The organism is Streptomyces sp. NPDC028419, assembly GCF_055565515.1.
In genome coordinates this window covers 51,118-69,273 of the sequence record NZ_JBVHUE010000039.1, presented here as the reverse complement: position 1 = coordinate 69,273, position 18,156 = coordinate 51,118, and the positions used below count along the sequence as shown (strand labels likewise).

General features: G+C 72.1%; 18 protein-coding genes. 14 read left to right on the top strand and 4 right to left on the bottom strand.

What is annotated here, in order from left to right:
- Positions 1-6 precede the first annotated feature (6 nt).
- A complete protein-coding gene (gene cpaB / locus ACZ4UB_RS33760) occupies positions 7-708 on the bottom strand; it encodes a Flp pilus assembly protein CpaB (RefSeq protein WP_354379707.1) in 702 nt (233 codons plus the stop codon).
- A gap of 36 nt (positions 709-744) precedes the next feature.
- Positions 745-1,686 (bottom strand): hypothetical protein, encoded by a 942-nt coding sequence (locus ACZ4UB_RS33755; protein WP_468076200.1) that lies wholly within the window; start codon positions 1,684-1,686, stop codon positions 745-747.
- A gap of 394 nt (positions 1,687-2,080) precedes the next feature.
- On the opposite strand from ACZ4UB_RS33755, the gene ACZ4UB_RS33750 reads away from it, so the two are divergent.
- Complete coding sequence (locus tag ACZ4UB_RS33750) at positions 2,081-3,781, top strand: chitinase (RefSeq protein ID WP_468076198.1); 1,701 nt, start codon at positions 2,081-2,083, stop codon at positions 3,779-3,781.
- A 127-nt stretch (positions 3,782-3,908) separates the two neighbouring features.
- Positions 3,909-5,252 (top strand): M14 family metallopeptidase, encoded by a 1,344-nt coding sequence (locus ACZ4UB_RS33745; protein ID WP_468076196.1) that lies wholly within the window; start codon positions 3,909-3,911, stop codon positions 5,250-5,252.
- A gap of 87 nt (positions 5,253-5,339) precedes the next feature.
- Here ACZ4UB_RS33745 and ACZ4UB_RS33740 read toward each other — a convergent pair whose 3' ends face one another.
- The gene (locus tag ACZ4UB_RS33740) at positions 5,340-6,113 is read right to left on the bottom strand and encodes an IclR family transcriptional regulator (RefSeq protein ID WP_468076194.1); all 774 of its coding nucleotides are present in this window, start codon (positions 6,111-6,113) and stop codon (positions 5,340-5,342) included.
- Positions 6,114-6,253: 140 nt separating this feature from the next.
- Here ACZ4UB_RS33740 and ACZ4UB_RS33735 point away from each other — a divergent pair, with 140 nt between their 5' ends.
- The 8 genes from ACZ4UB_RS33735 (at position 6,254) to ACZ4UB_RS33700 (ending at position 12,894) form a co-directional block, all read left to right on the top strand.
- Positions 6,254-7,648, top strand: coding sequence for an amino acid deaminase (locus ACZ4UB_RS33735; RefSeq protein ID WP_468076192.1), 1,395 nt, complete (start codon positions 6,254-6,256; stop codon positions 7,646-7,648).
- 87 nt (positions 7,649-7,735) lie between these two features.
- Entirely contained in the window at positions 7,736-8,746 is a 1,011-nt protein-coding gene (locus tag ACZ4UB_RS33730) for a YdcF family protein (RefSeq protein WP_468076191.1), read from the top strand.
- A 103-nt stretch (positions 8,747-8,849) separates the two neighbouring features.
- Positions 8,850-9,035 (top strand): hypothetical protein, encoded by a 186-nt coding sequence (locus ACZ4UB_RS33725; RefSeq protein WP_354379713.1) that lies wholly within the window; start codon positions 8,850-8,852, stop codon positions 9,033-9,035.
- 214 nt (positions 9,036-9,249) lie between these two features.
- Positions 9,250-9,747 (top strand): peptidylprolyl isomerase, encoded by a 498-nt coding sequence (locus ACZ4UB_RS33720; RefSeq protein WP_468076188.1) that lies wholly within the window; start codon positions 9,250-9,252, stop codon positions 9,745-9,747.
- Between the two features lie 155 nt (positions 9,748-9,902).
- On the top strand, positions 9,903-10,346 hold the full coding sequence (locus ACZ4UB_RS33715) for a nitroreductase family deazaflavin-dependent oxidoreductase (RefSeq protein ID WP_468076186.1): 444 nt from the start codon (positions 9,903-9,905) through the stop codon (positions 10,344-10,346).
- 58 nt (positions 10,347-10,404) lie between these two features.
- The gene (locus ACZ4UB_RS33710) at positions 10,405-11,001 is read left to right on the top strand and encodes a dihydrofolate reductase family protein (RefSeq protein WP_468076184.1); all 597 of its coding nucleotides are present in this window, start codon (positions 10,405-10,407) and stop codon (positions 10,999-11,001) included.
- A 200-nt stretch (positions 11,002-11,201) separates the two neighbouring features.
- Entirely contained in the window at positions 11,202-12,413 is a 1,212-nt protein-coding gene (locus ACZ4UB_RS33705) for a pyridoxal phosphate-dependent aminotransferase (protein WP_468076182.1), read from the top strand.
- Between the two features lie 88 nt (positions 12,414-12,501).
- Positions 12,502-12,894: an SCO4983 family protein gene (locus ACZ4UB_RS33700; RefSeq protein WP_354379718.1), complete on the top strand. Its 393-nt coding sequence runs from the start codon at positions 12,502-12,504 to the stop codon at positions 12,892-12,894.
- A 102-nt stretch (positions 12,895-12,996) separates the two neighbouring features.
- Here ACZ4UB_RS33700 and ACZ4UB_RS33695 read toward each other — a convergent pair whose 3' ends face one another.
- Positions 12,997-13,434 carry a hypothetical protein gene (locus ACZ4UB_RS33695; protein WP_468076180.1) on the bottom strand — a complete coding sequence of 146 codons (438 nt, stop codon included), beginning with the start codon at positions 13,432-13,434 and terminating at the stop codon, positions 12,997-12,999.
- Between the two features lie 143 nt (positions 13,435-13,577).
- On the opposite strand from ACZ4UB_RS33695, the gene ACZ4UB_RS33690 reads away from it, so the two are divergent.
- From ACZ4UB_RS33690 to ACZ4UB_RS33675, 4 genes are read left to right on the top strand one after another with little or no spacing between them, the layout of a single operon-like run.
- The gene (locus tag ACZ4UB_RS33690) at positions 13,578-14,681 is read left to right on the top strand and encodes a hypothetical protein (RefSeq protein WP_468076178.1); all 1,104 of its coding nucleotides are present in this window, start codon (positions 13,578-13,580) and stop codon (positions 14,679-14,681) included.
- A complete protein-coding gene (locus tag ACZ4UB_RS33685; protein WP_468076176.1) occupies positions 14,678-15,880 on the top strand; it encodes a toxic anion resistance protein in 1,203 nt (400 codons plus the stop codon). The genes ACZ4UB_RS33690 and ACZ4UB_RS33685 overlap by 4 nt, the downstream gene beginning before the upstream one ends.
- Entirely contained in the window at positions 15,877-17,493 is a 1,617-nt protein-coding gene (locus ACZ4UB_RS33680; protein WP_468076174.1) for a substrate-binding and vWA domain-containing protein, read from the top strand. Before ACZ4UB_RS33685 ends, ACZ4UB_RS33680 begins: the two co-directional genes overlap by 4 nt.
- Positions 17,480-18,118 carry a hypothetical protein gene (locus tag ACZ4UB_RS33675; RefSeq protein ID WP_468076172.1) on the top strand — a complete coding sequence of 213 codons (639 nt, stop codon included), beginning with the start codon at positions 17,480-17,482 and terminating at the stop codon, positions 18,116-18,118. Before ACZ4UB_RS33680 ends, ACZ4UB_RS33675 begins: the two co-directional genes overlap by 14 nt.
- The last annotated feature ends 38 nt before the right edge of the window (positions 18,119-18,156 follow it).

Here is an 18,156-nt window from a genome sequence, read left to right as displayed (position 1 = left end):
CGGGCCTCACTTGTCCCCGTCGAGGGTGTACGTGCGATCGCTCGGGGCGGGCGCCGTTTCGGCGCCGGGGGCCACGAGGGCCAGGCGGACGTGCGCCGCGAAGGACTCGGCGTAGGCGACGCGCTGGGTGTCCTTGGTGTTCAGGGCGAAGGTGATCGGCACGACCTCGGCCGGTCCGGTGCGGCTGCCGTCCTTGTCGAGGGAGGTCAGCTTGCCGACGTTGATGACGCGGGCGTTGGCGACGATGATCACCGAGCGGGCGGGATCGCTCTCCTTGGCCCCCTTGAAGGTGGCGATGATGTTGACCTTGGCGCCGGAGTAGATCTTTCCGGCCACTCCGGTCGCCGCGTCGATCATGATGGCGATCTCCTGCTCACCGGCTTGGAGCTGCGGCTTGTCGACGACCATGTCGCTCTGGAGCAGCGAGCCCTTGCGCAGGGTGGTGAGCGCGATCTTGTCCCGGACGGCGCCCAGGTCGGTGATCGCGGTCGTGGAGAGCCAGCGCTTGGGCATCTTGATCTCCTCGAACTGGCCCGCGTTCAGCGGGCTGTACGGGGCTATGTCGCCCTTGGCCCGGTACGCCACGACCTCGGGGCCGACCTTCGAGTTGACGTCGCCGATCACCATCAGCACCCCGGCGATGGCGCCGAGGGCGCACAGGACCGACAGGAGCAGCAGGATGACGCCGCGGCGCTGGCGTGAGTTCATGGCCGGGACTACCTCGTCGTTCTTCGTTCGGGCCGGTCAGGATCTGGGACGGGACGCGGGGCCGTCCGCGGAGCGGGCTCCGGGGACGGTGGTGGACGGTGCGGCGGAGGAGGGTGCGGCGGCGGGGGCGGCGAGCGGGGCGGCGCAGAATCCGCAGCGGTCGCCGATGAGTTCGGCCCCGCACCAGCGGCAGCGCTCGCGGCGGACGGAGGCGACCAGCTGGTAGAGCATGGCGATGTCGGGGATGGCCGCGGCGAACTCGACGAGCTTGCCGGTGGCCCACCAGGCGGGCGAGTCGGCGGGCAGCGGATTCTCCATCACCCCCTGGACCTGCCAGGCGGGGGCCAGTTCGGCGGTGACCCAGTCGGAGGCGAGCTGACCGCGGGCGAAGGTGAGGTGCGTGGCGAAGCCGGGGCCGGGGGGCAGGGCGACTCCCCCTCCGCCGTGCGCCCCGCCGCCCCCGCTCGAACCGCCGAGCTTGACCAGGTGGGGTTCGGGGTTGGCCAGGACGGCGAACTGGGCGCTCGGGCTCCAGGACCTGGCGTGGGCCTTGAGGCCGACCGGCACCCGGTCGAGCTTGGCCACGCTGCCCAGGAGGGCGCCCGCGTAGATGTAGTGGGAGAGCAGCCGAGCGGCGGACGCAATGATTCCGGGACTGAAATCGCACACGCTCAGCTGGCGCAGCTGACGCACCAGCAGGGCGGTCGCCAGCGGCGGCAGATCGGTGCCGATGAGCGCGATCCGGTCGCTTTCCAGGATGGCCCGTACGGTGTGCAGCCGACGGACCGTGGCGGCGGGCAACCAGGTCGGCACGACGGCCACGACGTGCCCGTGGCGCTCCAACAGGGCCGTGGTTTCGGCGAGCGCGCCCTCCAGGTCCAACTGCTCCGGCGGGTGCAGCACGACGCCCGCCGGGGTGTGCCGGTCGGGGGCGGGCAGCACCAGATCGGCACTGGTGACAGCGATGGCGGTCGGCACGCGAATCCCCCTGTTCACCCCGTGCGCCACGGACGTTCACGGGTCCGGCGCGTCCGCGCACATGCTGCGCGACCGCAAACGACCGACGCGCTTCCCTCCTGCCCGAGCACCATATCCGCGTCCTCCCTGGCGGGGCAGGGGCTTGCCGATTCCCGTGCCGCGGGCACGTGTCACAGGTGGCTGGAAACCGGGACAACAAGGAACCGAAGACTGACCAATTCCAGCCACATCACAAAGACTCTTGACACGGAGATTGGTCTGGACCAACTTGGCTACCACCTTCGACCGCCTTCCACCGCCAACGCGCCGACGGGGCACCCCACTTGCCCCGCACCGCCGCTCCCCCTCGCCTTCCCCCCTCCCCGCCGTCCCACTCCCCCCACCGGAGTCCTCCGTGAAACGCATCCGCACGCTCGCCCTGCTGGGCGCCACCACCCTCACGGCGGCCGGGCTCACGGCCCTCGCCGCCGGCACCGCGCAGGCCGCCGACGTGAACGTCGCCCGCAACGGCGGCTTCGAGTCCGGGCTGTCCAACTGGAGCTGTACGGGCTCCAGCGGCGCGGCCGTCTCCTCCCCCGTCTTCGCCGGGACCGGCGCCCTCAAGGCCACGCCGGCGGGCCAGGACAACGCCCAGTGCAGCCAGAGCGTCACGGTCAAGCCGAACTCGACCTACACCCTGAGCACGCAGGTCCAGGGCTCGTACGTCTACCTCGGCGCGACCGGCACCGGCACCCAGGACGTCTCCACCTGGACCCCCGGCTCGGGCTCCGGCTGGCAGAAGCTGTCCACCACCTTCACCACGGGCCCGAACACCACCCAGGTCACCGTGTGGACCCACGGCTGGTACGGCCAGAGCGCCTACTACGCCGACGACTTCAGCGTCTTCGGCCCGGACGGGGGCGGCGGCACCGATCCGGGGCCCTCGGTCCCCGGCGCCCCGGCCGCCCTCGCGGTTTCCGGCCAGAGCCAGAACGCGCTCACCCTTTCGTGGGGCGCGGTCAGCGGCGCGAGCGGCTACTACGTCTACCAGGACGGCGTCCGGGTCAAGACGGTCACCGGGGCCACCTCGGCCCAGCTCCAGAACCTGGCCGCGTCCACGACGTACTCCCTCCAGGTGAGCGCGTACAACCAGGCGGGCGAGGGGCCGCGCTCGGCGCCCGTCAACGGCACCACGACCGGCGGCGGGGGCGACCCCGATCCGAACCCGTCCGTGCCCAAGCACGCGCTGACCGGCTACTGGCAGAACTTCAACAACGGCGCGACCGTCCAGAAGCTCTCCGACGTCCAGGCGCAGTACGACATCATCGCGGTGTCCTTCGCCGACGCCACCTCCACGCCCGGCGCCATCTCCTTCAACCTCGACTCGGCCGGCCTCGGCGGCTACACGGTCGCGCAGTTCAAGGCCGACGTGGCGGCGAAGAAGGCGGCCGGGAAGTCGGTCGTCCTCTCGATCGGCGGCGAGAAGGGCACGATCTCGGTCAACGACTCCGCCTCGGCGAACAACCTGGCGAACTCGGCCTACGCCCTGATGCGGGAGTACGGCTTCAGCGGGATCGACATCGACCTGGAGAACGGCCTCAACCCGACCTACATGACCCAGGCGCTGCGCTCCCTGGCCCAGAAGGCCGGTCCGTCCTTCGTCCTCACCATGGCCCCGCAGACCATCGACATGCAGTCGACGCAGGGCGGCTACTTCAAGACGGCGCTCGCGGTCAAGGACATCCTCACCGTCGTCAACATGCAGTACTACAACAGCGGCGCGATGCTCGGCTGCGACGGCAAGGTCTACTCCCAGGGCTCGGTGGACTTCCTCACCGCGCTGGCCTGCATCCAGCTGGAGGGCGGGCTCGCCCCCTCGCAGGTGGGCCTGGGCGTGCCGGCCTCGCCCAGCGGCGCGGGCAGCGGTTACGTCTCGCCGACCGTCGTGAACAACGCGCTGGACTGCCTGGCCAAGGGCACGAACTGCGGATCCTTCAAGCCGTCCAAGACCTACCCGGGGCTGCGCGGCGCGATGACCTGGTCGACCAACTGGGACGCCAAAGCGGGTAGCGCTTGGTCCAACGCGGTGGGTCCGCACGTACACGGCCTGCCGTAGCGGGTACGTGTGGGGGTGGCCGGATACCGGCCCATGACCGGATACCGACTCTTGACCTGGACATGCCACGGGCGGACGCTGTGCGCGTCCGCACGGCTACCCCCACACTCCCCACCCAGGAGAACGCATGCGGCTCCACGCCCGCCGAAGGGCCGCCGTCACGGCGACCCTGCTGGCGCTCGCGCTCGGCGCACCCGCCTACGGCATGAGCGCGGCCACGGCCTCGCCACCGACCACCCCCTCCACCCAGACCCAGGACGAGCAGATCGTCCAGTACCGCGTCCACGGCCCCTCCTCGGCCGCCGACCGTACGGCGCTGCTCACCACCGGCGTGTCGATCGACGAGGTCGACGACCACACCGTCGTCGTCAGCGCCGACCCGATGCAGGCCAAGGCCCTGCGCGCACGCGGCTACCAGCTGACCGCGCTGGCCGGGCCACCGGACCGCTCGATGCCCGGCATCGCCGCCGCCCCCTTCGACTTCCCCTCGGCCGACTCCCGGTACCACAACTACGCCGAGGCCACGGCGGAGATCAACCAGGACCTCGCGGCCTATCCCTCGATCATGAGCAAGAAGGTCATCGGAAAGTCCTACGAGGGCCGGGACATCATCGCCATCAAGATCAGCGACAACGTCGCGACCGACGAGAACGAGCCCGAGGTCCTCTTCACCGCGCACCAGCACGCGCGCGAGCACCTCACCGTCGAGATGGCCCTGTACCTGCTCAAGGAGTTCGGGTCCAAGTACGGCACCGACCCCCGGATCACCAGCATGGTCAACGACCGCGAGATCTGGGTCGTGCCGGACCTCAACCCGGACGGCGGCGAGTACGACATCGCCTCCGGGTCCTACCGGTCCTGGCGCAAGAACCGGCAGCCCAACTCCGGTTCCTCCGCCGTCGGCACCGACGAGAACCGCAACTGGAACTACAAGTGGGGCTGCTGCGGCGGCTCCTCCGGCAGCAAGGGATCCGAGACCTACCGCGGCGCGGCGGCCGAGTCGGCGCCCGAGGTCAAGGTGGTCGCGGACTTCGTGCGCGGCCGGATCGTCGGCGGCAAGCAGCAGATCAAGGCGTCCATCGACTTCCACACCTACAGCCAGCTGGTCCTGTGGCCGTACGGCTGGACCTACAACGACACCGCCCCGGGCCTGACGGCGGACGACCTCGCGGTCTACAAGAAGATCGGCACCAGCATGGCCGCGAGCAACGGCTACACCCCCGAGCAGTCGAGCGACCTGTACATCACGGACGGGACCATCGACGACTGGCTGTGGGGCTCGCAGAAGATCTTCACCTACACCTTCGAGATGTACCCCGGCGAGTCCGGCAGCGGCGGCGGGTTCTACCCGCCCGACGAGGTCATCGACCGCGAGACCGCGCGCAACAAGGACGCGGTGCTCCAACTCCTGGAGAACGCCGACTGCATGTACCGCTCGATCGGCAAGGCCGCGCAGTACTGCACCGCCTAGCACCGCGTGACCAGCACCCCGCGGTCCCGCCGGACAGCTCCACCGTCCGGCGGGACCGCGGGCTGTCGGACGTGGCGGAGGCCGGGCTCAGGCCCCGGACACGGCGGGCGGCGGGGGCGGGGTCGAGCCCGCGTACTCCCTGCTGATGGCCTCGGCGCCGGCGCGCACCAGCGGCAGCAGGTCGAGCAGTTCCTCCGCGCTGACGACCACGCCGGGCGCCGACAGCGACATCGCGGCGACGGCCCGCCCGTCCGCCCCGCGCACCGGCGCGCCCACGCAGTTGATCGACTCCTCGTGCCCGCCGAGATCGGCCGCCCAGCCCTGGTCCCGTACGAGGTCCAGCTCGCGCAGGAAGGCCTCGGCGTCCGGGGTCGAGCGGGCCGTGTACCGCGGGTACTCGACGCGCGCCGCCAGTGCGCGGCGCTCCGGCTCCGGCAGGTCGGCGAGCAGCACCTTGGAGACGGCGGCGACGGTCAGCGGGACGGGCTTGCCGATGCGCGAGTACATGCGCACCGGGTAACGGCTGTCGACCTTGTCGATGTACACGACCTCGTCGTCCTGGTGGACCGCCAGGTGCACCGTGTGACCGGTGCGGGCGCCGAGTTCGGCGAGGTGCGGGTGGGCGATCTCGCGCACGTCGAGGTTCTCGACGGCCTCGGCGGCGAGGGCGAAGAGGTGCGCGCCGAGGCGGTAGCGGCCGTCGGGCTGGCGGTAGACGAGGCCGTGCGCGTGCAGGGTGCGCAGCAGGCGCAGGGCGGTGCTCTTGTGGACGTCCAGCTCGCGCGCGACGCCGCCGAGGTCCGCCGGTCCGCGGGCGAGGAGCGGCAGGATGGCGAGCGCGCGGTCGACCGACTGGCTCATGCGGCTCCCCTGATCTTCCCCCGCCCCCGAGCCGGGCAGGGCGAGCGGGCCGCGTTGACCCGCCGTCATCCGGGATGTTAGACAGCGGGAGCCACAACCGGCAACGACCGTTGCATCAACCGCAACGCGAGGAGGCACCCATGGCCCACGCCCCCGCCGAAGCGGCCCACGCCGCCAGGCCCACCGCAGACGACGCCCACGCCACGGACGTCACGGAGGCCGAGACGGCCCCGAAGCCCCCGAAGGCCGCCAGCGCCGTCGCGCGGCTCGCCGACGAACCGGTCGACCACCGCTTCAAGGGCCTGCCCCCGGACGCCGAGGCCGCCGGCCTCACCGTCGGCGAGCTGGCCGCCCAGCGCCGCGACCTGCACACGGGCGGGTTCACCACGCCCGTCCTGACCCTGGACGCCGACGCCCTCGCGCACAACCTCGCCGTGCTCGGCCGCTACACCGCCCGCCACGGCCTCGCCTTCGCCCCGCACGGCAAGACGTGCATGTCCCCGCAGCTCTTCGAGCGCCAGCTGGAGCACGGCGCCTGGGGCATCACCGCCGCCATGCCCCACCAGGCCCGCGTGTACCGCGCCTTCGGGATCCAGCGGATCTTCCTGGCGAACCAGCTCGTCGACGCCGCCGCCCTGCGCTGGGTCGCCGCCGAGCTGGCGGCCGACCCGGAGTTCCGGTTCGTCTGCTACGTCGACTCCGTGCGCGGGGTCGAGCTGATGGACCGGGCCCTCGCGGAGACCGGCGCCACCCGCCCCGTGGACGTCGTCGTCGAACTCGGCGCCGGCGAGGGGGCCCGTACCGGCGCCCGGACCGAGGACGAGTGCCGCGCCGTCGCGGACGCGGTCGCCCGCACCGCCACCCTGCGCCTGGTCGGCGTCGCGGGCTACGAGGCCGAGGTGCCCGACGCGGACCCCGCGAAGGTCACCGCCTGGCTGCGCCGCCTGACCGCCCTCACCGTCGCCCTGGACGCGGAGGGCCGCTTCGGCGCCCTCGCTCCCGGCGAGGAGATCGTGCTGAGCGCGGGCGGCAGCTCCTGGTTCGACGCCGTCGCCGAGACCTTCGCCGAGCTGCCGCCGCTGTCCGGACCGGTCCTGAAGCTGCTGCGCTCCGGCGCGTACGTCTCCCACGACCACGACTGGTACACCAAGCTGACCCCCTTCAACCGGGTGCCCGAGGAGGGCGGGCTGCTCCCCGCCTTCCGGCTCTGGGCCCAGGTCGTCTCCCGCCCCTCCCCCACCCAGGCGTTCTTGAACGCCGGCAAGCGGGACGTGTCCTACGACCTCGGGCTGCCGGTGCCCGAGGTGGTGCGCGGGGCCCTCGACGGGGTCGAGCGCCCGGCCGACGGGGTGCGGCTGGTGAAGCTCTCCGACCAGCACGCCTGGCTGGAGACCGACGGCGCCGGGGACCTGGAGGTCGGCGACCTGGTGGGGCTGGCCATGTCCCACCCGTGCACGATCTTCGAGAAGTGGCAGCTGGTCCCGGTCGTGGCGGCGGACGGGACGGTCACCGAGTTCGTCCGCACCTTCTTCTGAGGCGCGGCCGCCGCCGGCGGTGGGGAGGCGGCCGCGACCCCGGGCGCGGGCGCGGCCGTCACGGGCCCGGCACCTACGATGGGCGACATGTTCGCCTTCGTGGTGTCCGGCCTGTTCTTCCTCCTCTTCTGGATAAGCGTCCGAGAGGACCGGCGGCGTTTTCGCAATGCCGTCTACCTGGGCCTGACCTGCATCAGCCTCTCGGTGGCGGTGCTGTCCCAGATCGACCGCCTGCCCGCCGGCAGCGGCCGGTTCGTGGCCCCGCTGGTCCTCGCGGTCCCCACGCTCGGGGTGGTCGCGCTGGCGCTGTTCCTGATCGCCAACGGCGTGACGATGGCCCGCAAGGAGGGCGTCGCGCTGGCCAACCTCCTGTCGCTGCTCGCCGGGCTGGCGATCGTCGGGCTGCTCGTGCTGACGGCGCTGGCCCTCGCCACGGAGTCGGACGCGCTCGCCGTCCCCGTCGCCACGGTGCTGCTGATCTCGCTCTACGTCTCCTTCCTCTTCCTCTGCTTCCTCGGCTACGCCTACCTCTACGGGCGGATCAGGGTGCGCGGTGACGTCGACTTCGTGGTGATGCTGGGCTCCGGCCTGATCGGCGGGGACCGGGTGCCGCCGCTGCTGGCGTCCCGGCTGCGCAAGGGCATGCAGATCCACGCGGCCCAGACGGCCCGCGGCGGCCCGGCCCCGCTGCTGCTGGCCTCCGGCGGCAAGGGGTCGAACGAGAAGGTCGCCGAGGCCCGGGCGATGGCGGACTGGCTGATCGCGGAGGGCGTGCCGGCCGAGCACGTGCGCCTGGAGGACCGCTCGCGGACCACGGAGGAGAACCTCCTGTTCAGCGAGCGGATCATGGCCGAGACCGTGCCGGGGTACCGCTGCGTGGTCGTCACGAACAACTTCCACGCCTTCCGCGCCGCGATGATGGCGCGCAAGGCACGGGTCAACGGGCAGGTGCTCGGGTCGCCGACGGCGGCGTACTTCTGGCCGAGCGCGACGATCCGCGAGTTCGTCGCGGTGTTCATGGAGCACAAGCTGGTCAACCTGATCATCTGCGGGGCCCTGGTGGCGGCCGGTGCGCTGCTGACGCTGACCGTCGCCTAGCGCGTCGTACGGACCACCGCGCACGGGCCGACGTACACGGCCGACGTGCGTTCAAGGACGGGGCGCCGCAGGATGGGGCCAGGGGGCAGTGGAGGAGGTACCGATGGACAGTGACACGGACCAGCAGCCCGGCCGGCCGGCCAAGCTCTTCTCCGGCGGAGAGCGGCCCTACGACCCCGAAGACCTCGTGATGGCGCGTGGACAGGACCCGACTCCGGAGCGGCTCGAAAAGGCGCGCGAGCTGATGGAGAAGGAGGGTCCGGCGGTCATCGAGCGCTACCTCCCGTAGGCCGCCCCCTCGAAGCAGCCCCGGGGGCCCCGTCCCCGGGGCTTCCGCACGCCCTCCCCCGGTCCTGCGCACGACCCCCACCCCTGCCCGTTGGCACGTATTGCCAGGTCTGCGAAGCTAAACGGAAGATCCACACCGGGATCCACGCCAGGGTCCGCACCCAGGATCCGCCCCTCCCGCCAGCTCCACGCCCCCAGAAGGGACCGGACCTCCCATGCCCAAGGTCAAACTGACCACCAACCTCGGCGCCATCGTGATCGACCTCGACGAGGAGCGGGCTCCCGCGACCGTGGCGAACTTCCTCTCCTACGTCGAGAGCGGCCACTACGCCGGAACGATCTTCCACCGGGTCATCCCCGGGTTCATGAACCAGGGCGGTGGCTTCACCCCGGACATGAACCAGAAGCCCACCCGGGCCCCGGTGGCGAACGAGGCGGCCAACGGCCTGAAGAACACGAAGTACACGGTCGCCATGGCCCGCACCAGCGCCCCGCACTCGGCCACCGCGCAGTTCTTCGTGAACACCGCCGACAACGCCTTCCTGGACCACACCGCCCCGACCCCGGGCGGCTTCGGCTACGCCGTCTTCGGGACGGTCACCGAGGGCCGGGAGGTCGTCGACGCCATCGCCGCCGTCAGGACGGGCCGCGCGGGCGGCCACGGCGACGTGCCGGCCGAGGCGGTCCTGATCGAGCGGGCCGAACTGGCCTGAGCGCCGCCCGCGGGGGCCCGGCGCCGATGCCGGTGCCGGCCCTCGCGACGGGCCGGCCATCGTGACGGAAGCCGCGGCGCCTCGTTAGCCCCTCACACCCGCTCGCGTCCGCACCGAGCGGCACGTACCCGCACCACGGAGGGCAGGGCCCGCCCATGCAGAACCACCACGCCGACTGGGACCACCCCGCGGACCCGCGGGGCGAGCGGGAGCTGGCGCACGTACGCGCGTACGTGGCCACCGGCGGGGTCGACGGTCACCTCTGGCACGGCGTCCCCACCCTCCTGCTCACCACCCTCGGCCGCGTCAGCGGCCGCACGGCCCGCACCCCACTGATCTACGTCGAGGACGAGGGCCGCCTGATCGTCGCCGCTTCGGCCGACGGCGCCCCGGACCATCCCGACTGGTACCGCAACCTCGAAGCGGAGCCCGAGGTCCGCGTCCAGACGGGCCCGACCCCCGTCCAGGCCAAGGCCCGCCCGGCCACCGCCGCGGAGCGCGAGGCCTACTGGCCGGCACTGACCGCCCTGTGGCCCCCCTTCGAGGACGACCAGGGCCGCACCGCGCGCGAGATCCCGCTGGCGATCATCGAGCGCTGAGGCGACGGCGTGCTTGAATGATCGAACGATCGTTCCGCCACTCCAGGAGCACCCCTTCATGAGCGACGCCGACGGCGCCGGCGACCCCACCAGCTACCGGATCGACCCCGCCGCCGAGCCGGCCGCCCCCACCGACCGGCCGTTCCGGACCGCCGCGACCATCGGGGTCAGCCTCGACGGGTTCATCGCCCGTCCCGACGGCGACATCGAGTGGCTCACCATGCGGGGCGCGCAGGCCGGGGAGACCGGCTACCTGGAGTTCGTGGCCGGGATCGACACCGTCGCCCTGGGCCGCCGCACCTACGAGAAGGTCCTCACCTTCGGCTTCTGGCCGTACGAGGGCAAGCGCGTCGTGGTCCTCAGCACCGGGCTGAGCACCGACGACCCGCGCGTCACCGTCCACCGCTCGCTGGCGGAGCTGCTGGCCGATCTGACCGGGCACGGGGCGCGCACGGTGTACGTCGACGGCGGCAGGATGATCCAGTCCTTCCTGCGGGAGGGGCTCCTGGACGAGCTGATCATCACCACCGCCCCGGTCCTGATCGGCGAGGGCCTGCCCCTCTTCGGCGCCCTGGAGCGGGACATCGACCTCCAGCTGACCGCCGCGAAGGTCCTGGACGCGGGCTTCATGCAGACGACGTACGCCGTCCTCTAGGGCGGCGTGACGAGCGCAACACCGGTGCACGGCCGGCGCCCGCCCCCACGCCATTCCGCAGGTCGGAACGCGGGCACACCCACGTTTCCAAGGGCGCGACCCACCCCACCCCGCCCATTCCGCGAAACAGGGCAATTCGCCCTTCACCCGGCGGGCCGAATCCCGCAGCGCCGGGGCGCCCGGCCCCGTAAGCTCCCGCCATGCAGGTGATCCAGTCAACGAAACTCGCCAATGTCTGCTACGAGATCCGCGGGCCCGTGCTCGAAGAGGCCATGCGGCTCGAAGCAGCAGGTCATCGCATCCTCAAGCTCAACACGGGCAACCCGGCGGCCTTCGGCTTCGAGTGCCCGCCCGAGATCCTCGAGGACATGCTCCGCAACCTGGGCACGGCCCACGGCTACGGGGACGCGAAGGGGCTGCTGTCCGCGCGCCGCGCGGTGATGCAGCACTACCAGACCAAGGGCATCGACCTGGACGTCGAGGACATCTACATCGGCAACGGGGTCTCCGAGCTGATCCAGATGTCCATGCAGGCGCTGCTGGACGACGGCGACGAGGTGCTCGTCCCAGCGCCCGACTACCCGCTGTGGACCGCCTCCGTCTCGCTGGCCGGCGGCACCGCCGTCCACTACCGCTGCGACGAGCAGTCCGACTGGATGCCGGACCTGGCCGACATCGAGCGGAAGATCACCGACCGCACCCGCGCGCTCGTGATCATCAACCCGAACAACCCGACCGGCGCGGTCTACGACGACGAGATGCTGCGCGGGCTCACCGACATCGCCCGCCGGCACAACCTGATCGTCTGCTCGGACGAGATCTACGACCGGATCCTCTTCGACGGCGCCACGCACACGAACACCGCCGCCATCGCGCCGGACCTGCTGACGCTAACCTTCAACGGGCTCTCCAAGAACTACCGCGTCGCCGGCTACCGGTCCGGCTGGATGGCGGTGTGCGGGCCCAAGCAGCACGCCTCGTCGTACATCGAGGGCCTGACGATCCTGGCGAACATGCGCCTGTGCGCGAACATGCCCTCGCAGCACGCCATCGCCACCGCGCTCGGCGGACGGCAGTCGATCAACGACCTCGTCCTGCCCGGCGGGCGGATCCTGGAACAGCGCGACACCGCCTACGACCTGCTCACGCAGATCCCGGGGATCACCTGCGTGAAGCCCAAGGGCGCGCTGTACCTCTTCCCGAAGCTGGACCCCTCGGTCTACAAGATCAAGGACGACCGCCAGATGGTCCTCGACCTGCTGCGGGCCGAGAAGATCATGGTCGTGCACGGTACGGGCTTCAACTGGCCCGAGCCCGACCACTTCCGGATCGTCACCCTGCCGGCCGCCAAGGACCTGGCCGACGCGGTGACCCGGATCGGCACCTTCCTGGACGGGTACAGCCAGCATTAGCACCGGCCGGCAGCCGCAGCCGGATTCAGCTCAACTTTAGACCGGATCCAATGTAGGATGGTCTCCTGACCCCGCAGGAGGCCCCCTCATGTACGAGCCGATCCGCACCAAGTCGGTCCACCGCATGGGCGGCGGCCGCGCCGACTACCCGCACAGCAGCCGTGGCGAAGCCCTGGACACCCAGCTCGCGGGACACCTGTCCGCCCTCCTCGCCGTGACCGACGAGCTGGGCCTGGACGAGGCCGCCGAGCAGATCTCCGGCCAGGTCGCCCGGCTGCGCGGGCGCGTGCCCGCGCGGATCAAGGGCAGGCCCGCCGCCGCAGGGGACGCCGACCGCGGGGCCCTGCACCAGCGCGCCCACGACCTCGCCGCCCGCGCGCTCCTCGTCGCCGCCTCGCGCGCCGACACCGCCGTCGCGATCCTCGCCGCCGAGCGCATGGACGCGCACTCCGCCGCCGCCGACCCGGCAGGCGCCCTCTAGACGGCCCCGGTCCGGGGCCGCGGAGGCCTCGGACCGGGTGCCATGCTCCTTCCCCGCGCCCTTCGCGCCCGCGCCCTTCGCCCCCGCGCCCTTCGCCCCCGCTCAGCCGCCCGGTGCGACCAGCTCCACCCCCGCCACCCCGCACCAGGGCACCACGCCGGCGGGCCAGGCCGGACCGATCGCCTCGCCGCGGCCGACCTCACCCGGCCGTACGGCGGCGACCCGCACCAGGGACCGCACCGGTACGTCGGCGGCTTCGGCGACACCCGTAGCACCCGCGGCGCCCCGGCGGAACTCGACGGTCACGGCGTACGAGCCCGCCCGCGCCGTCCGGCTCACCGCCTCGACCCGGGCCAGCACCCGATGGCTTGCCGGATCGATTCGGCAGCCCGTCACCGCCACGTCCTCGGCCACCGGCCGCGCCGCCACCCCGGCGGGGTCGGGCCCGCTGCTCGCCCACACGTACAGGCCGAAGGGGACGAAGACCATCCCCGCGGCCACCATCACCAGCGCCGCCAGCCACCCGCTCACTTGCTTCATGGTCGCCCCATGCCCTCGCGTTCCTTGCCCGAGCCCCGCTTCATGCACCGATGATTCACCCGCGGTCGAAGTGGGACCACCTGCTCACCTGACGTTCACTCAACCGCGCGCGGAATGTGGGTTTCCGTGAGCACGCTGCCCTCGTGAGACGCATCTTCGGAATCGCCCTGGCGGTCCTCCTGATCGGCGGCGTCATAGCCGTCGTCCTGGTGGGCCACGGAGACCGGGGCACAGAGCGCACGGCAACGAAGACCGTGCGGGGAGTCATCGGTTCGGAGAAGGCCGAGTTCTTCGACGATCCCGACGTGGTGAAGGCCCTGTCCGGCAAGGGCTACACCGTCAAGACGGAGACCTCCGGGTCCTGGGCGATGGACAAACTGCCCCTGGACCAGTACGACTTCGCCTTCCCCAGCAGCAGCGAGCCCGCCCGCGAGATCGAGGCCAAGGCCAAGCTCCAGGGCGCGCAGACCACCCGTCCCTTCTACTCGCCGCTCGTCGTCGTGGCCCGGGCGAGCGCCGCCAAGGTGCTCGCCGACAACAAGCTCGTCACGATGACCGGCAAGCACACCGGCACCCTCCTCATGGGCCCCTACCTCAAGGCCGCCGCCGAGGACCGCACCTGGCAGCAGCTGCCCGGATCCGCCGCCGACGCCGCCCTGAGCGGGACGGTGTTCATCAGGACCACCGACCCCGCCTCGTCCAACTCCGGCGCCCTCTTCCTCGCCGCGGCCTCCAACGTCGCCAACAGCGGCACGGTCGTCTCCGACGACGCGGGCATCGAGCGCACCGCACCGCTGCTGCGCAAGCTGATCGCCGTACAGGGCGCGTTGGCGCCCTCCACCGACGATCCCTTCCGCGCCTTCATCAGCGGCGCCGGCGATCCGCTCATCCTGGTGTACGAGTCCCAGGTGGCCGCGCTGCTGCTGCAGAAGCAGCCGGCCGACGTCGACGGCGTGGTGGTCCTCTACCCCGACACCACCGTCAACTCCGCGCACACCTTCGTGCCGCTGAACGACAAGGCCAAGGACCTCGGCGCCCTGCTGGCCACCGATCCCACCCTGCGTCGGCTGGCGGTCGAGCACGGGCTGCGCCCGCAGGACGGCATGGCCGAGTTCACCGCCGCCACCGCCCCGCACACCGACCACCTCAACCAGAAGCTCACCGGAATCCGCCAGGTGAACACGCCCACCGTCAAGATCCTGATGACGCTCGCGGCGCGCGCCAAGGCGCAGGGGGACACGCCATGACACTGACACCTCCCGAGGGGCCCGGATCCTCCGGGGACGGCCCGCTGGTCCTGACCGCGCCCGAACCGGTCGCCGCGATCCGCACGGAACAGGCCGCGGGCCTGGTACCGCTGCGGGACGGGGTCCGCGACGACATGGCCCGCCGGGCCGGGGAGTACGTCGGTTCGCTCGCGGGGCTCGACGCCCGCTCCCCCGAGTTCGCGCAGCGCATCGGCGAGATCGCCGGCCTCGGGGCCGCCGACATCCGGGGCGCCTCCCAGCAGTCCAACCGGATGCTGGAGCGGGCCGTGCGCTCGCTGAGCACCGAGGGCGGGGACGCGCAGGCCCGGGTCGCCGGCTCGCTGGTCGAGTTGCGGCGCACCGTCGAGGACCTGGATCCGCGCGACACCCCGGCCAAGGGAGCCCGCCGCCTCCTGGCCAAGCTCCCGGGCGGCAACAGGTTCCGCGACCACGTGGCGAAGTACGCCTCCTCGCAGGCCACCCTCAACCGGATCGTCGGCGCGCTGCGCGGCGGGCAGGACGAGCTGCGCCGCGACAACGCCGCGCTGCACACCGAGCGCGCCCGGCTCTGGGAGACGATGGGCAAGCTCCAGGAGTACGTCGTCCTGACCGACGCCCTCGACGGGGCGATCGGGCAGCGGATCGCCGAGGCCGAGCACACCGACCCCGCGCAGGCGGACGCGCTGCGCGCGGACGTCCTCTTCCCGGTCCGCCAGAAGCACCAGGACCTGCTGACCCAGCTCGCCGTCTGCGCGCAGGGGTACCTGGCGATGGACGTGGTGCGGCGCACCAACGACGAGTTGGTCAAGGGCGTCGACCGGGCCGCGACCACGACGGTCTCGGCCCTGCGGATCGCCGTCATGCTGGCCTCCGCGCTCGACAGCCAGCGCAAGGTGATCGAGCAGGTCACCACCCTGCGCGACACCACCGAGGAGCTGATCCGCGGGAACGCGCAGATGCTGTCCACGCAGAGCGGCGAGATCCAGCGGATCGCCGCCGATCCGGCCGTGGGGGCGGAGACCCTGCGCACGGCGTTCGCGCAGATCTACCAGACCCTCGACACCATCGACACCTTCAAGGTGCAGGCCACCGAGAACATGGCCGCCACCATCGAGTCCCTGACCGGCGAACTCCGGGCCGCTTCCGGCTACCTGGAGCGCACCCGGTCCGCGGGCGCCCTCGAAGGGGGCGCCCGATGAGCCGGCGCCGCGCCGTGCTCCGCAGACGGCTCGCGGCCGCCGTCGCCCTGACCGCCGCCCTGCTCGGCGCCACCGCCTGCTCCTCGGACGGCTCCGACGGACCGGACCGGCCGAAGGAGAGCAGGTACCAGGAGGGCAAGCTGCGGGTGCTGGCCTCCAGCGAGCTGGCGGACCTGGGTCCGGTCCTGGAACAGGCGAAGAAGGCCACCGGGGTCACCGTCGAGCTGACCTGGTCGGGCACCCTGGACGCGGCCGAGCAGGTCGCCTCCGGCAAGGCCGACGGGAAGTACGACGCGATCTGGCTCTCCTCCAACGACTACCTGCGGCTGCGGCCCGGGGCGGCGGAGCGGCTCAGCTCCGAGACGCCGGTGATGTCCTCGCCGGTCGCGCTGGGGGTGCGGCCCGAGGCGATGGCCCGGCTCGGCTGGAAGCCGGAGGAGGTGACCTGGTCGGCCGTGCACCAGGCGGTGGCCGCCGGGAAGCTGTCGTACGGGATGACCGATCCGGTGCGCTCCAACTCGGGCTTCGCCGCGCTGGTCTCGGTCGCCTCCGGGCTCTCCGGGGCCCAGTCCGCGCTGACCGAGGCGGACGTGGCCAAGGCCGCCCCGCGGCTCAAGGAGTTCTTCACCGGCCAGAAGCTGACGTCCGGGTCCTCGGGCTGGCTCGCCACCGCCTACGCCAAGCGGCCGGACGTGGACGCCCTCGTCAACTACGAGTCGGTGCTGCTGTCCATGAACCGGGACGACAAGGCCGGCCTGACGGTGATCCGCCCGCGCGACGGGGTGGTCACCGCCGGCTATCCGCTGACCCTGCTGACCTCGGCCCCGGCCGGGGCGCGCGAGTCGGGCCGGGCGCTGACCGGGTACCTGCGGGGCGACGCGGCGCAGAAGGAGATCACCGAGCGGACCTTCCGCCGCCCGGTGGCCCCGGCGGTGGCGCCCGCGGCGGGCCTGGCCGCGGACAAGCGGCGCGAGCTGCCGTTCCCGGGCAGCCTGGCGGTCGCGGACGGGCTGCTGGGCTCGTACGAGAACGTACTGCGCCGCCCCTCGCGGACCGTGTACGTCCTGGACACCTCGGGCTCGATGGCCGGGGACCGGATCAAGCGGCTGAAGGCCGCGCTCACCGAGCTGACGGGCACGGGGAGTTCGGGGACGGGGCAGCGCTTCCGCGACCGCGAGGAGGTGACGCTGCTGCCCTTCGGCGACGGGGTGAAGAAGGTCCTGACGCACGTCGTCGAACCGGGGAACCCGGGCAGCGCCCTGGACGCCATCCGCGGGGACGTGAAGTCCCTGGACGCGGACGGGGGCACGGCGGTCTACGGCAGCCTCAAGGCCGCCTACCAGCACCTGGGGAAGGGCAACGCCGACGCCTTCACCTCGATCGTGCTGATGACCGACGGGGAGAGCGGGGACAGCGCGAAGGAGTTCGAGTCCTTCTACGCGGGGCTGCCGGACGCCCAGAAGCACACGCCGGTCTTCGCGGTGCTCTTCGGCGACTCCTCCCGCAAGGAGCTCTCCCGCATCACGGAGCTGACCGGCGGGCGGCTCTTCGACGCGACCGATGGGGGCGGTTCGCTGAACGGCGCCTTCGAGGAGATCCGTGGCTACCAGTAGGGGTGGGAACGGCGGCGGCGGCGCGGGGGCCCGGATCCTCGGCTACCTGGAGTCGAGGAAGAACCTGGCGGGCTGCGCCGGCGGGCTGGCCGGGCTGACCCTGACCGTGACGGGGGTGGCCGGGACGTTCTGGCCGCTGGTGGTCGCGGGGCTGTACGGCGCGGGCGCGCTGATCGCCCCGCCGGAGGTGGCGGCCCTCCCGCCGGTCCCGGACGCGGCCGAGGAACTGGGCACGCTGCGCGCGGATTTCGAGCGGTTGCGGCAGTACCTGGCGGAGGTGGAGCTGACGCCGGCCGCCGGGGGCCGGCTCACCGAGCTGATGGACCTGTACGGGGCGATGCTCGACCCCGGCTGGGTCGCGGACGTCCTGGTGGGCGACGCGGAGACGGTGCACGCGCTGTCCCGGGGGATCCGGCAGGACGTGCCGGAGTGCGTGGACAGCTACAACCGCACCCGCTGGTGGACCCGGCTCACGCCGGGCGGGGATCCGCCGGAACGGCACCTGGAGCGGCAGTTGTCGGCGCTCCGCGACGAGGCGGAACGCATGACGGCGAGCCTCCGAGAAACGGAGGCCCGCCGTCAGCAGACGCACACGACCTATTTGGAAGGTCGCAGGGAATCCTAGTCGGGACATCCCGCGTCGGTCCTCGGCCGGGGACAGCC